The sequence below is a fragment of the Azospirillum sp. RU38E genome (assembly GCF_900188385.1).
Lineage (GTDB): Bacteria > Pseudomonadota > Alphaproteobacteria > Azospirillales > Azospirillaceae > Niveispirillum.
This window is the reverse complement of the sequence record NZ_FZOI01000018.1, coordinates 95,468-108,845: the sequence shown is the minus strand read 5'-3', so window position 1 is coordinate 108,845 and position 13,378 is coordinate 95,468. Positions and strand designations below refer to the sequence as shown.

Genomic DNA, 13,378 nt, shown 5'->3' with positions numbered 1-13,378 from the left:
GCAGAACGTGCCATTGGCACATTCATCGACGGGTTCTATAATCCAACGCGGCGGCACTCGGCATTGGGCTACAAAAGCCCGATCCTGTTCGAGGCGGCCACCTGACGCCGAGAAATTGGCTCTCCACTTTTCCAGGGCAAGTCCAATTTGCCGAGGGCGTTCGTCGTGTCCTTGTCACCGGCCGATTTGGATCGGTCGGCCAGGATAAGATTGACACCCGGCTGAAGGAGCGTGGTGTGAAAGCCCTTCTGGTTGGCGCGAACGGCTCTGATCATGAGGCGGTCCTGACGATAAGGCCGTCCCGGATCTCGATCGCACCGATCAGATAGAGGAGGTTCGATGCCAGCACGAACCGCTCGAAGTTCCCGACGTTCGGTTCCGTGCGCAGACGCTCCCAAAGGCCCGAAACGGTCATGGGCATGCTGAGATGCGCGAGCAGAGTGGCGCCGACGCCGATCAGCGCCTCGTTCTGCGGGATATGTTTGGTCGGAAGAATCATTTCTCAAACACGTCGCAGATTTCGAAGAGATAGATGAGAACAGCGATGCCTGCGGTCTTATCGGCTTGGCGACGCAGACCACGCTGGGCAAAGGCGCACATCAACTCGAAAAGCTCGTCGCCCTTATGGCCCTCTTTCCGGCGAGCGTAATATTCTTCGAGGAAGCCGGCCTTCAGCCGCTCGGGAAAGTCAGGATCGAGCTGCGCTTCCGCTTCGACATAATCGCCAACGGTGGCGCGCGAGGTCAGTCCCGCAGCGATGATGTGACGAGATCCATTCGAGAGCGCGTTCTTTTTGATCTTCTCGTCCGGCGCGAGGAGATCGAAAGAGCCATTTGGGGCCGGCGCTTGGCTCGCAACCCAAGAGACGGCGTTCTGCAATTCGGGAAAGGCGACATCAGCAAAGGCCTCTTCCATGGCTTGGCGGACCTGCTTTTCGTGGCTTTCCTTCAGTTGCAGAAGGGTCGCGGTCGGCCAATCAGCCTCGACCTTGTCGATGATCGTGTGGTGATCAGTGCATAGATAGATGAGGTTCCGGACGTTATCGCGCTCGTCGTCGGTCATCGACGCGTCATAACGGGCAGCGGTCGGCTTCTCACCACGGATGTGCGCGGCCTCGCCGACATAGGTATCGTCTCCCAACTGGGCGTCGTAGGTGAGATGCTTGCCGCATTTCGGAAATGCGCACACGCCGCCGCTCCGAAAGGCCAGAATAATTCTGGTCGGGTAACTAGCGCCCATAGCCTACGCCTGTCCGCGCGCGGGCGCTGCTATGGTCTCGGTTAAAGGATCGAAGCGCGTTGATGAGCATTCCCCCGGGGCAATTGCCTACTTAGCTATTAATGACGTCTTGGAGCGCAGCAAGTTTTGCTAGTATATCGTCGAATGACGGCGGTGTTTGGTCAAACATCATCGGCGCCATCGCCCGATAATCTGCTTTCAGGTCTTTGACGCGCGCGTCGTCCGGCGTTAGCCGGAGCGTGGCTGGCCGAGCCGTATCGTAGCTGGCCCAGCTCGAACGAAAGAAGGTGGCTTTGTGATGCGCGACCTGCGCCAGCAGATCGAAATCGGCAACGGCGGCTCGGCCCTCATCCGTATCGAGGAGCATGGCGAGGTCGTAGTAGTGTCGAGAGAAATACTGCGGCGTCGGGGACTCCGCAGGGCGATGCGCCTCCGCATGGAGCGCGGTAGCCTTCTCCCAGAAGGTGCGCCGCGCTGACAGCACGATTACGCTGGTGTCGGGATCGGCGAAGAAGCCCGGATAGTCGTCGGCTGCGTAGGGACGAATGACCTTTTCTTCGGTCGGCCAGGGATCACCGCGCGCCCAGTTCGAATTTCACTCGCGGGGTGACGTAGGCCATGCCCTCGTACTCGGCGACAGGTAGCGCGGTCGGATAGTGGAAATTGACCGTTTGGGTGTCGCCAGCATCTATCTCCAGCGACCACTCGCCGTTGGTCGGTTCGCCGAGTTGTTCGACGATAGCGGCGCGAAGCGCCGGGAGAAGTTTCTCGGCGATGTGTCGCTCGACGTCGCTGACCAGGTCGTCGATAAGCCGAGCCGCCTGCTTCCTGCTGATCCCTTCCTTTTCGGGATCGCGCTCGCCGGTGTATCCGAGTTCCGTCCGGTCGAACGATAGGTCGATGTCCTCGGAGAACCGCCGGATGGCATTGAACGCCTTGGACAAGGACGTGCCGCCCTTGAAGATGAGGGTGGCCGTGGCGCCCTTCGGGAGACCGAACAGGCGCCTTAGGCTCCAGCAGACCCAAAAGTCCTTTTCGATGATCGTGTCGGCGACGCCCCGGCCGGCGCCGGTCTCCCCGAAGAGAGCTGCGCGTTCGTCGGCGGGGAGACGGGCGACATCATCCATCGATATCGGCCACCGCTGCGTTGGCAATCGAAACGAGCGTGGGCCGCATCCACGCAGGTGCTTGAAGGGCGGTTGAGGCCAGCGTCTTCTTGTCGTTGGCCGAAAGCTGGCGCGCTGCGATCTGCGCGACGTCAGCCGCCCGAACGGGGCCGACATGGCGAAGGGCCTGAACCACCGTTCCGGCGGGGCTACCCGGCGCGATCAGATGCTTGGGCGAAGCGTGGCGAAGATCCACGACGCGCTTTCCCAGCACGACGCGCCGCGAGGGACCATCGGTGAGATAGGTGCTTTGGGCCGGGACCTGCGTTGAAAGGCCAAGCGCGTTCGCTGCCCGCGCGCCGGCAATCTGTACCTGGGAGCCGGTCTCCCGGGCGAGCGCCTGAGCGACATCGTCGGGAGTGGGGGACAGCGCCCCGAGCTTCGGGTGTAGTTTCGGAAAGTCGTAGAGCCCGCGCGCAAGCCGGCGTAGCTGCCCGCCCTTCACCAACCGGGAGAGGGCTTGATCGACGGACGGGCGAGCGGCAACCGTGAGGAAGTCACTAGGCGTAAAGACGCTGCCGCGCCCGCTAGCGCGGACGCGCTTCATGACTCGGTCAGGAACAGAGGCGGCTATCGTCTTCATGCGTCAGAAAATAAGGTATCTTTTTCTGACATGCAAGGGCGTCAGTTGGGCGGTGCGGCTGGCCCGCAGCCACGGCCTCGATTTCCGGCTTCCAATTTGCTGAAACAGTTAATGACGGTACTTTTCGCGGCTAGCGGCGAGATTGGTGCTGACCGAAAAATCCGGCTCTGAAGGGCGATCGATCCGGATAGATGCCGAAACCCCGGGAAAAATTTCGGCGGGAATTTCCCTTTGAAATCAACACCGTATGATTTTGACGGCCTATGGGTCGGCATTTTACGCCCCAAACAAGAAAAACCCAGCTAGATCAATGCTCTAACTGGGTTTAGAACAATCGAGTGGGAGTGAGGAGCATGTAATCCTGGGTATGCAGAAGGCTTCCGACAGGAAATGTCAATATGCCTACCCAGGATTTCAGCTGGACTGCCATTAACGCTTCTGGCGGGGGTGGACGCGCTGAACAGCTCATCAGCCGTCTGGCGTGACACCGCCACCATGCCAAGGGTTTGATATCACGCAGGGCGGGCAGTGCGGCGGTGGTCCCGTTCTACAGCATCACCAGGCTGATGCAGGTGGTCAGGGCGGCCGCGATGGCCAGCATCACCACCGCTTCGGCGCGGTCGGTGGGGGTGGGCATCAGCTGCATGAAGCTGGCGAACAGGCCGGGCTCTTCATCCGTGGTGGCAGGCTTGACGGTCATGGGTTCCTCCTTGGCTGATTATTCTGCGACAGGTGGGAAGCGACCTGATGCCGGCCAGGGCTGTCGGGCCGGCGCGCCCCGGCAACCAGGGGCGCACACCATCACCATGCCCGCCGGCGGCTGCCAGCACGGGAAAGGGGATTGGTTTGTGAAACTGGGGAACAGCAGCAATCGTTTCAGGTGATACGATTACATCAGAAGATGCCGATTCTGGCAATATATACGAAGAGAGGGGGTGCGGCGGCTGGACGCAAGGCCATTCCCCCTGTCCGGCGTCGATTCCGGTTCTGCCGGCCACCGACGGGGCCGCCCCAGGCGGGCGGGCTTGACAGGTTGCGCCAATGGCGCGGCAATCACAGCATCAGGTTCAGCAGCAGGGTCAAGGTGGCGGCGGTGCCCAGCAGGCCGACCATTTCCACCAGTTCGCCCAGCGTCGGGGCGGCATGGTGCAGGCTGTCAAACAGGCCGGGTTCTTCGTGGTTGATCGTCTGGTCGGTCATGATTCTGGTTCCGTCTGTAAGGGGGGGCTGTCGGCTAAGCGGGGGATCAGAGCAGGAAGTTGATGCCGAAGGTCACCAGGGCGGCGGTGCTCAGCAGGGCCACGGCTTCCACCAGCTCCAGGCTGGTGGGCAGGGAGGCCAGCAGGCCGGTCAACAGGCCCTCGCTGGCATCATGGGCGATCGTGGCGGCGGTTTCGGTCAGGTTGGTCATTGTCGGCTCCATCGGGTTTGTTTCGATGAACCTATTACAGCAAAGACCGTGCCAAGTGCTTTTTGGACGTATTACGGAAAATACATACAGAGAACAATTAAGTGATATTTTATTTTGTCGCGTTATTGCCACTTTATCGCCACAGCGACCAATCTGACCCCGTCAATAGCCACCCTCATAGCGCAACAGCAGCCTGTCCATGCTGCCGTCGGCGCGCATCTCGCGGATGGCCTGGCTGAAGGACTCGATCAGCGCCCCGCTGCAATCGCGTGAACAGGCCAGATAGACATCATCACTCTGGATCGGCCGGCCCAGCAGCAGCGGTTCCGGCCGCTTGGCCTGTTGCCAGCGCCAGATGGTTTCGGGGGAGCTGTTCAGCCAGGCCTGGGCCCGGCCGCTGACCAGCAGGTCGATCTCCCGTTCACCCACCTTGACGCACAGGATCAGCTCGGGCGGATAGCCGGCGCTGCGCAGCAATTGTTCCTGCGCCGTGCCGGCCCCCACCAGAATGGTCCGCCTTTCGGCCAGGGCATCGGCCAGACTGTCCACCGGCCTGTCCAAGGTGGCCAGCGTGCGCTCCACCCGGTAGAGCGGGGCGATCCAGCGATAACGATCTTCCCGCTCCGGCGTGCGGGCCAGCGGGGTGATCAGCAGGTCGCGACCGGTGGCCACCTGTTCCTGTGCCCGGCGCCAGGGGATGAACGCGAATTGCGGGGTGATCCCGGCGCGGCGGGCGGCCTCCCGCGTCATTTCCAGCGTCAATCCCGGCCGGTCCGGGTTGCTGCTGGAAAGCGGCATGGCCTCCACACTCATCACGGTGACGCTGCTGGGGGGTGTCGCTGCCAACGCCGTGGGCCAAAACATCAGGGAAACCAGCAGACTCGCGGCCAGCCGGCACCAAGCTGTAGCAAAGGGCGCGTGTAAGTGATCGATAACCATTTGGTATAAGGTGCGCTCAATACATCTTCTCGTCAAACAACCTTCACTGCACTTTTGTATAGAGTCTCTCCCTGATCGGCTCCACCCCACCGTGTCCGACTTTGCCCCTTCCGTAATCGACCGGTTGCCCCCATCTATAAGGCAGCTTCCTCCGTGAAAGGCCCGTTGCCTCCCATGCTGTTCCGCCGCATCGCCAAGTTTGCCGGGGCCGACCTGCCGCCCATCGTTTCCGCCATCCGCCTGTCGGGCGTTATTGCCGCCTCAGCGGTGGGGCGCCGGGGCCTGTCGCTGGAGACGCTGGCAGAGCCGATTGAGCGCGCCTTTGCCCTGCCGGATGTCTCCGCCGTGGCGCTGATCATCAATTCGCCCGGCGGATCGCCGGTGCAATCGGCCTTGATCGCTGGGCGAATCCGCCAATTGTCGGCGGAAAAATCCGTGCCCGTGCTGGCCTTTGTGGAGGATGTGGCGGCATCCGGCGGCTATTGGCTGGCCTGCGCGGCGGATGAGATTGTGGCCGATCCGGCTTCCATCGTCGGGTCGATCGGCGTCATCTCCGCCGGCTTTGGCTTTCAGGGGGCCATTGCCAAGCTGGGGGTGGAACGGCGGGTCTATACGTCGGGCACCTCCAAATCCATGCTGGACCCGTTCCAGCCGGAAAAGCCGGAGGATGTGGCCCATCTGAAAGGCTTGCAGGAAGAGGTGCATGACGGCTTCCGCCAATGGGTGCGCGCCCGCCGTGGCGCGCGGCTGGAGGGGCAGGATACGGCATCGCTGTTCAGCGGCGCCTTCTGGTCGGGTGCGCGGGCTAAGGAACTGGGGCTGGTGGACCGACTGGGCGATATGCGCTCCACCCTGCGCGAACGGTTCGGGGAAAAGGTGCGCATTCATGTGGTCAACCCCACGCGCCGGCCGGGGCTGGGCCGTTTCATCGGGCTGGACAGCCGGGCACTCTCGGCCGATCTGGCCGATGGGCTGATCGATGCGGCCGAACAGCGTTCCGTCTATGCCCGCTTCGGGCTTTAATAATCAGTACCGGGTTACGATTGAGTTTCACTCAATCGTAACCCGGTTGGCGCATTGAGCGCCCGCGGGCTCGTGCCCGCGCGCAAGCCAAGCCAACGGATGTTGGCGCCGGCGATTGAGGGTCTTGATCAGAACCGAGAGGTTCTGATCAAGACAAGTGGGTATAAGTGCCGGGTGGGGCGATTTGGCGCTTGCGTGCCGCCCCTGCCTCGCGTCAATCCTGGGCCACCATGCTGTCGATTTCCAAGCTCATCACCCTGATCGGCATTCTTGCCATTGTCTGGTTCGGCTTCCGCCTGGTGGGCAAGCTGCAACGCCAGCGGCAGGAGGCTTTGCGCCGCAATAATGGCAACCGGCCGCCCCAGCCGCCGCCACGCCCTGGCCGGGGTAAGGAACCGGTGATGGAGACCGAAGATATGGTGAAATGCCCTGGCTGCGGCGTCTATATCCCCGCCAATGCCCGCAAATGCGGCACGCCCGGCTGTCCCCAGGCTTGACGGGGCAGGGCAGGGGGCTTGCTCGCACGCGCAACAAAATGCTGCTGAGCCCTGCATTCCCCGCACAGATAATAACCGGCGGCCCGCCTTGATTTGGCCGGGACGGCCGACTAAGGTGGCGCACCGCAACGTAAGTATAGAAATCCAGGAACTATGGCGGCCAACGCATCGGGCAAGAAGCCCCTCTCCTTCCAGGGTGTCATTCTGACCTTGCAGAATTTTTGGGCGGCGCAAGGCTGTACCATTCTGCAGCCCTATGACATGGAAGTGGGGGCGGGAACGTTCCACCCGGCCACCACGCTGCGCGCGCTGGGGCCGGATGCCTGGAACGCCGCCTATGTGCAGCCGTCCCGCCGTCCCAAGGATGGGCGCTATGGCGAAAATCCCAACCGGCTGCAGCATTATTACCAGTTCCAGGTGATCATGAAGCCGTCGCCGGCCAATATCCAGGATCTGTACCTGCAGTCCCTGGTGGCGCTGGGCGTCGACCCGGAATTGCACGATATCCGTTTCGTGGAAGATGACTGGGAAAGCCCGACGCTCGGCGCCTGGGGCCTGGGGTGGGAGGTCTGGTGCGATGGGATGGAGGTGACGCAGTTCACCTATTTCCAACAGGTTGGCGGCATTGAATGCGCCCCCATCGCGTCGGAACTGACCTATGGGCTGGAACGTCTGGCCATGTATATCCAGGGCGTGGAAAACGTCTATGACCTGCAGTTCAACGACCCGGTGGGCGATGTGCCGGCGGTGAAATATGGCGAGGTGTTCCACCGCGCCGAGCAGGAATATTCCGCCCATAATTTCGAATTCGCCGATACGGAGATGCTGTTGCAGCATTTCCAGAACGCGGAGAAGGAATGCGCCCGGCTGCTGGCGCATAATCTGGCGCTGCCCGCCTATGACCAGTGCATCAAGGCCAGCCACCTGTTCAATCTGCTGGATGCGCGCGGCGTCATTTCGGTGGTGGAACGACAGAGCTACATCCTGCGTGTGCGCGAGCTGGCAAAGGCCTGCTGCAATGCTTGGATTGCCGATGGCTATCGTAAGGGCAAGGCCGCCTGAGGGGCCTTGTTCCGCGACCGTAACGAATTTTCACCAGACGTTTTTGAACTGAAGAAATCATGGCCGAACTGCTGATCGAACTGTTCATGGAAGAAATCCCGGCCCGGATGCAAGTACGGGCGGCGGATGACTTCAAGCGTCTGGTGACGGACAAGCTGGCCGCTGCCGGCATTGCCTTTACCACGGCAGCGGCCCACTCCACCCCGCGCCGCCTGACCCTGGTGGTCGATGGTGTGCCCACGGCCCAGGCCGATGTGCGGGAGGAAAAGAAGGGCCCGCGCGTCGGGTCGCCCGAACAGGCCCTGGCCGGCTTCCTGAAATCCACCGGCCTGGCCAGCATCGATCAGGCCGAACAGCGCGACACCGGCAAGGGCGTGTTCTATTTCGCGGTGATTGAAAAGAAGGGCGGCGCCACGGTCGCAGCCCTGCCCGCCATCATCGATGCCGCCATCCGCGAACTGCCCTGGCCGAAATCGATGCGCTGGGGTGCCAATGAATTCCGCTGGGTCCGCCCGCTGCATTCCATCATCGCTTTATTCGATGGGGCGGTGGTGCCGGGGGCGCTGGATTTGGGCGGCAAAACCATTGCCTATGGCAGTGCCACCCAGGGCCACCGTTTCCTGTCGCCGGGTGAATTCAACGTCACCGGCTTCGCCGACTATCAGGCCAAGCTGGCCGCCGCCCATGTGGTGCTGGACCGGGAGGAGCGCAAGCGCCTGATCCTGGACGGCGCGCAGAAGGCAGCCGTGGCGGAGGGCTTCCGCCTGAAGGACGATCCGGGCCTGCTGGAAGAGGTGGCGGGGCTGGTGGAATATCCGGTGGTGCTGACCGGTGCCATCGACAACAAGTTCATGGACGTGCCGGCGGAGGTGCTGACCACCTCTATGCGCACGCACCAGCGTTATTTCGCTCTCGAAACGGCTGACGGCAAGCTGGCCCCGCGCTTTGTGGTGGTCGCCAACCGCACCACCGCCGATGGCGGCAAGGCCGTGGTGGCGGGGAACGAGCGCGTGCTGCGCGCCCGCCTGTCGGATGCGAAATTCTTCTGGGACCAGGATTTGAAGGTGAAGCTGGAGGACCGCTTGCCGGGCCTGAAGGACATCACCTTCCACAAAGAAATTGGCACGCTGTTCCAGCGGGTGGAGCGGATTGAGGCGCTGTCCAAGTTCATCGCCGAGGCCCTGAAATGGGACGATGAAACGGTGAAGCAGGCCGGTTTGGCCGCCCGCCTTTCCAAATCCGACCTGACCACCGGCGTGGTGGGCGAGTTCCCGGAAGTCCAGGGCATCATGGGCCGCTACGTGGCCTATCACGAGGGCCTGCCCGCCCCGGTGGCCGAGGCCATCGCCGACCATTACAAGCCGTTGGGACCGTCCGACCGTGTGCCGACCGACAAGGTGTCGGTGGCCGTGGCACTGGCCGAGAAGATCGACACGCTGGTCGCCTTCTTCGGCATCGACGAGAAACCCACTGGCTCCCGCGACCCGTTCGCTCTGCGCCGTGCGGCACTGGGGGTGATCCGGTTGATCGTGGAGAACGGGCTGCGGGTGAAGCTGGGGGCGGTTCTGACCGCCGCCGGTGCCAATGACACCACAGTTTCCGACCTGCTCTCCTTCTTCTTCGACCGCCTGAAGGTCTCCCTGAAGGAAAAGGGCGTCCGGCACGATCTCATTGATGCCGTGCTGGCTCTTGGTGGCGAAGACGATCTCGTCCGCCTGCTGGCCCGTGTCGATGCGCTGGCCGGCTTTGTTGCCACCGATGACGGGGCCAACCTGCTCGCCGCCTATAAGCGCGCCAGCAACATCCTGCGGATTGAAGAAAAGAAGGACGGCATCGCCTATGATGCCGCCGTGGATGCCAGCCTGCTGGCGCAGGATGAGGAAAAGGCCCTGGCCGATGCGCTGGTCGCCGCCCACAAACACGCGGCCCCGCTGATCGAAGCGGAGGATTTCACCGGTGCCATGGCCGCCTTCGCCGCCCTCCGCGCCCCGGTTGATGCCTTCTTCGAGAAGGTGACGGTGAATGCCGACGACAAGGCCTTGCGCGCCAACCGCCTGCGGCTGTTGAGCCAGATCCGTGGTACACTCGGCCTGATCGCCGACCTGTCCAAGATCGAGGGCTGACCCGCCATGCTCCCTTCCCGCCGCTCCCCCCGCCGTCCGTTGCGGGCGGGGCACGGCGGGGGAGCTAGTGGAATTACGCTATTCGTGCCGCATTGCGGTAAAAAGCTAGTGGGGTCGGCGGCGTTACATAATGCTGCTGGGGGTGGGGCTTGCCCTGCCTGCCGCGTGCGCTCCGCCGTTTCAGCCCTCTCACCGTCATTCCCCGCTGTTCGTGTAGGCACCGCCTTGCCCCTCAGCCCCTCCGTGCCTCCCCCGCGAAAGCGGGGGTCCAGGGGCCAGGGGCACCCAGGCGTGGTTCTTCGTGGCCCCTGGTTCCCCGCTTTCGCGGGGAAGGCAAGGGAGGGCAAACCGCTCAGTCCGCGCGCATCCATGGAAGCCGGATTGACGGGCATCGGGTGCCCACGCCCCGGCGCACCCCTCCACCCTCTTCACGCCCCCGCCCCCAACGCGGGCAGGCACCCCCATGCCGGCAGCAAAAAGCCGGATTTCCCCTGTGCAACATCCCCCCCAAATCCGTTGCACAGTGTTGCGTAGCGTCCAACACCCCCAGTCCTACATCCCAACCATTGAACAATCGACGGGACCAAGACCATGACGAAGTGGGTCTACAGCTTCGGTGAAGGCAAGGCCGAGGGCCGCGCGGAGATGAAGAATCTTCTCGGCGGCAAGGGCGCCAATCTGGCGGAGATGAGCAATCTCGGCCTGCCCGTACCTCCCGGCTTTACGATCACAACGGAGGTCTGCACCTATTTCTACGCCAATGGCCGCCAATATCCGCCGGAACTGGCCGCGTCCGTTGCCGGTGCGCTGGCGGCGGTGGAAACCATTGTCGGGGCCAAATTCGGCGATGCCGAAAACCCGCTGCTGGTGTCCGTGCGCTCCGGTGCCCGCGCCTCGATGCCGGGCATGATGGATACGGTGCTGAACCTGGGCCTGAATGACATCACCGTCGCGGGCCTGGCCCGGCGTTCCGGCGATGCCCGCTTCGCCTATGACAGCTATCGCCGTTTCATCCAGATGTTCGGCAATGTCGTGCTGGATGTGGATCACCACCATTTTGAAGAAGTGCTGGAAGACCATAAGCGCGATGCCGGCCTGAACCTGGATACCGAACTGACGGCGGAAGACTGGCAGCAGGTCATCACCGGGTACAAGCGCGTGGTGGAGGAGGAGCTGGGCAAGCCCTTCCCGCAGGATCCGCAGGAACAGCTCTGGGGTGCCATCGGCGCCGTGTTTGATAGCTGGATGAACCAGCGCGCCATCACCTATCGCAAGCTGCATGACATCCCGGCCGAATGGGGCACGGCGGTGAATGTGCAGGCCATGGTGTTCGGCAATATGGGGGAGGATTGCGCCACCGGCGTGGCCTTCACCCGCAACCCGTCGACGGGCGAGAATGCGTTTTATGGCGAATATCTCATCAACGCCCAGGGCGAGGATGTGGTGGCCGGCATCCGCACGCCGCAGCACCTGACCATAGCCGGCAAGCTGGCCAATGGCTCCACCCTGCCGGCTATGGAAGAAAGTATGCCGGAAGTGTTCCAGCAATTGAACGCGGTGCGTTTGAAGCTGGAGCGGCATTACCGTGACATGCAGGATATCGAATTCACGGTGCAGCAGTCCAAGCTCTATATGCTGCAGACCCGTTCCGGCAAGCGCACGGCCCCGGCGGCGCTGAAGATCGCCGTGGATATGGTGCGGGAAGGGCTGGTCAGCCAGAAGGAAGGCATCCTGCGGATTGAGCCGAAGTCGCTCGACCAGTTGCTGCACCCGACGCTGGACCCCAAGGCCGTCAAGAAGATCATCGCCAAGGGCCTGCCGGCCAGCCCTGGTGCAGCCTCCGGCAAGGTCGTCTTTACCGCGGAAGAGGCGGAGAAGCAGGCGGGTCTGGGTGAAAGCGTCATCCTCTGCCGCGTGGAAACCAGCCCGGAAGATATTCACGGGATGCACGCGGCTAAGGGCATTCTCACCACCCGTGGCGGCATGACCAGCCATGCCGCCGTGGTGGCGCGCGGCATGGGCCGGTCCTGCGTGGCCGGTGCCGGTGAACTGCGCGTGGATTACAAGCGCGGCATCATGCTGGTGCGCGATGTGGAGGTGAAGGCTGGCGACATCATCACCATCGATGGGTCAACCGGTGAGGTGATGCTGGGCGAGGTGCCGACCATTCAGCCCGAACTGTCCGGCGATTTCGCTGAACTGATGGGCTGGGCCGATGCGCATCGCCGCATGAAGGTACGTACCAATGCGGAAACCCCGCTGGATGCCCGCACAGCCCGCAAGTTCGGCGCGGAAGGTATCGGCCTGTGCCGGACCGAGCATATGTTCTTCGATACGGACCGCATCATCGCCGTGCGCGAAATGATCCTGGCCGACAGCGAGGCGGGCCGCCGCGCTGCCTTGGCCAAGATCGCCCCGATGCAGCGTCAGGATTTCGTTGAACTGTTCAAGATCATGAAGGGCCTGCCCGTCACGATCCGCCTGCTGGACCCGCCGCTGCACGAATTCCTGCCCAACAGCGAAGCCGAAATGGCCGAGGTGGCCAAGGCCGCCGGCACCGACATTCAGAAGGTGCAGCATCGGGCGCTTCAGTTGCATGAAGCCAACCCGATGCTGGGTCATCGCGGCTGCCGTCTCGGCATCTCCTTCCCGGAGATTTACGAGATGCAGGCCCGCTCGATCTTTGAAGCGGCGGTGGCCGTGTTCAAGGAAACGGGTGAGACGGTGATCCCGGAAATCATGATCCCGCTGGTCGGCACCAAGAAGGAACTGGACATCCTGAAGGGGGTGATTGATCGCGTGGCCGGTGAGGTGATCGCCGCTGCCAGCCACAAGATCGATTATCTGGTCGGCACCATGATCGAACTGCCGCGTGCCGCCTTGCAGGCGGGCAAGATTGCGGAAACGGCGCAGTTCTTCAGCTTTGGCACCAACGACCTGACCCAGACCACGTTCGGCATCAGCCGTGACGATGCCGGCGCCTTCCTGCCGGATTACCAGCGCGCCGGCATTCTGGAACACGACCCGTTCGTGACCCTGGATACCGAAGGCGTGGGGGAACTGGTGCAGATCGCCGCCGAACGGGGCCGCAAGACGCGCGGCGACATCAAGCTTGGCATCTGCGGGGAGCATGGTGGCGACCCGTCGTCGATTTACTTCTGTGAGAAGGTGGGGCTGGATTACGTCTCCTGCTCCCCTTACCGGGTGCCGATTGCCCGTCTGGCGGCAGCGCAAGCCGCCATCGAAGGCGAAAAGCGCGCCAGCGAAGCCTAAAAGACCAGAAGGCCGCCCCCTTGCCGGGGGCGGCCTTCACGTCTACTCTAAGAGAGACGGAG

At 62.8% G+C, this 13,378-nt stretch carries 12 protein-coding genes and 1 pseudogene; 5 read left to right on the top strand and 8 right to left on the bottom strand.

Features of this window, described 5'->3' with window-relative positions:
• Window positions 1-271: 271 nt before the first annotated feature.
• From CHB97_RS21600 to CHB97_RS21580, 8 genes and pseudogenes are all read right to left on the bottom strand, one after another.
• Window positions 272-499, bottom strand: coding sequence for an ABC-three component system middle component 6 (locus CHB97_RS21600; RefSeq protein ID WP_024350866.1), 228 nt, complete (start codon window positions 497-499; stop codon window positions 272-274).
• Window positions 496-1,239: an HNH endonuclease gene (locus CHB97_RS21595; protein ID WP_089290079.1), complete on the bottom strand. Its 744-nt coding sequence runs from the start codon at window positions 1,237-1,239 to the stop codon at window positions 496-498. Before CHB97_RS21595 ends, CHB97_RS21600 begins: the two co-directional genes overlap by 4 nt.
• Before the next feature lie 91 nt (window positions 1,240-1,330).
• Window positions 1,331-2,366, bottom strand: a pseudogene (locus CHB97_RS26910) (nucleotidyl transferase AbiEii/AbiGii toxin family protein).
• A complete protein-coding gene (locus tag CHB97_RS21585) occupies window positions 2,359-2,952 on the bottom strand; it encodes a DUF6088 family protein (protein WP_035092077.1) in 594 nt (197 codons plus the stop codon). The pseudogene CHB97_RS26910 and the gene CHB97_RS21585 overlap by 8 nt, the downstream one beginning before the upstream one ends.
• Before the next feature lie 583 nt (window positions 2,953-3,535).
• Window positions 3,536-3,688, bottom strand: coding sequence for a hypothetical protein (locus tag CHB97_RS26535; RefSeq protein ID WP_160106136.1), 153 nt, complete (start codon window positions 3,686-3,688; stop codon window positions 3,536-3,538).
• A gap of 353 nt (window positions 3,689-4,041) precedes the next feature.
• Window positions 4,042-4,188, bottom strand: a complete 147-nt coding sequence (locus CHB97_RS26530) for a hypothetical protein (protein ID WP_160106134.1) — start codon at window positions 4,186-4,188, stop codon at window positions 4,042-4,044.
• Window positions 4,189-4,234: 46 nt separating this feature from the next.
• Window positions 4,235-4,399, bottom strand: coding sequence for a hypothetical protein (locus tag CHB97_RS26525; RefSeq protein ID WP_160106132.1), 165 nt, complete (start codon window positions 4,397-4,399; stop codon window positions 4,235-4,237).
• Window positions 4,400-4,561: 162 nt separating this feature from the next.
• Window positions 4,562-5,263 carry an ABC transporter substrate-binding protein gene (locus CHB97_RS21580; RefSeq protein WP_160106130.1) on the bottom strand — a complete coding sequence of 234 codons (702 nt, stop codon included), beginning with the start codon at window positions 5,261-5,263 and terminating at the stop codon, window positions 4,562-4,564.
• Window positions 5,264-5,512: 249 nt separating this feature from the next.
• Here CHB97_RS21580 and CHB97_RS21575 point away from each other — a divergent pair, with 249 nt between their 5' ends.
• From CHB97_RS21575 to ppdK, 5 genes are all read left to right on the top strand, one after another.
• The gene (locus CHB97_RS21575) at window positions 5,513-6,361 is read left to right on the top strand and encodes a S49 family peptidase (RefSeq protein WP_089290077.1); all 849 of its coding nucleotides are present in this window, start codon (window positions 5,513-5,515) and stop codon (window positions 6,359-6,361) included.
• Between the two features lie 191 nt (window positions 6,362-6,552).
• Window positions 6,553-6,858 carry a hypothetical protein gene (locus tag CHB97_RS21570; RefSeq protein ID WP_143271115.1) on the top strand — a complete coding sequence of 102 codons (306 nt, stop codon included), beginning with the start codon at window positions 6,553-6,555 and terminating at the stop codon, window positions 6,856-6,858.
• 153 nt (window positions 6,859-7,011) lie between these two features.
• Window positions 7,012-7,920 carry a glycine--tRNA ligase subunit alpha gene (locus CHB97_RS21565; RefSeq protein WP_089290075.1) on the top strand — a complete coding sequence of 303 codons (909 nt, stop codon included), beginning with the start codon at window positions 7,012-7,014 and terminating at the stop codon, window positions 7,918-7,920.
• A 59-nt stretch (window positions 7,921-7,979) separates the two neighbouring features.
• The gene (gene glyS / locus CHB97_RS21560; RefSeq protein WP_089290074.1) at window positions 7,980-10,043 is read left to right on the top strand and encodes a glycine--tRNA ligase subunit beta; all 2,064 of its coding nucleotides are present in this window, start codon (window positions 7,980-7,982) and stop codon (window positions 10,041-10,043) included.
• 591 nt (window positions 10,044-10,634) lie between these two features.
• Complete coding sequence (gene ppdK / locus CHB97_RS21555) at window positions 10,635-13,316, top strand: pyruvate, phosphate dikinase (RefSeq protein ID WP_089290073.1); 2,682 nt, start codon at window positions 10,635-10,637, stop codon at window positions 13,314-13,316.
• Window positions 13,317-13,378 lie beyond the last annotated feature (62 nt).

What these genes read in the sequence shown, in the direction of transcription:
- CHB97_RS21600 (WP_024350866.1), bottom strand. Translation starts at nt 499, where the DNA reads ATGATTCTTCCGACCAAACATATCCCGCAGAACGAGGCGCTGATCGGC.
- CHB97_RS21595 (WP_089290079.1), bottom strand. Translation starts at nt 1,239, where the DNA reads ATGGGCGCTAGTTACCCGACCAGAATTATTCTGGCCTTTCGGAGCGGC.
- CHB97_RS21585 (WP_035092077.1), bottom strand. Translation starts at nt 2,952, where the DNA reads ATGAAGCGCGTCCGCGCTAGCGGGCGCGGCAGCGTCTTTACGCCTAGT.
- CHB97_RS26535 (WP_160106136.1), bottom strand. Translation starts at nt 3,688, where the DNA reads ATGACCGTCAAGCCTGCCACCACGGATGAAGAGCCCGGCCTGTTCGCC.
- CHB97_RS26530 (WP_160106134.1), bottom strand. Translation starts at nt 4,188, where the DNA reads ATGACCGACCAGACGATCAACCACGAAGAACCCGGCCTGTTTGACAGC.
- CHB97_RS26525 (WP_160106132.1), bottom strand. Translation starts at nt 4,399, where the DNA reads ATGACCAACCTGACCGAAACCGCCGCCACGATCGCCCATGATGCCAGC.
- CHB97_RS21580 (WP_160106130.1), bottom strand. Translation starts at nt 5,263, where the DNA reads ATGTTTTGGCCCACGGCGTTGGCAGCGACACCCCCCAGCAGCGTCACC.
- CHB97_RS21575 (WP_089290077.1), top strand. Translation starts at nt 5,513, where the DNA reads ATGCTGTTCCGCCGCATCGCCAAGTTTGCCGGGGCCGACCTGCCGCCC.
- CHB97_RS21565 (WP_089290075.1), top strand. Translation starts at nt 7,012, where the DNA reads ATGGCGGCCAACGCATCGGGCAAGAAGCCCCTCTCCTTCCAGGGTGTC.
- glyS (WP_089290074.1), top strand. Translation starts at nt 7,980, where the DNA reads ATGGCCGAACTGCTGATCGAACTGTTCATGGAAGAAATCCCGGCCCGG.
- ppdK (WP_089290073.1), top strand. Translation starts at nt 10,635, where the DNA reads ATGACGAAGTGGGTCTACAGCTTCGGTGAAGGCAAGGCCGAGGGCCGC.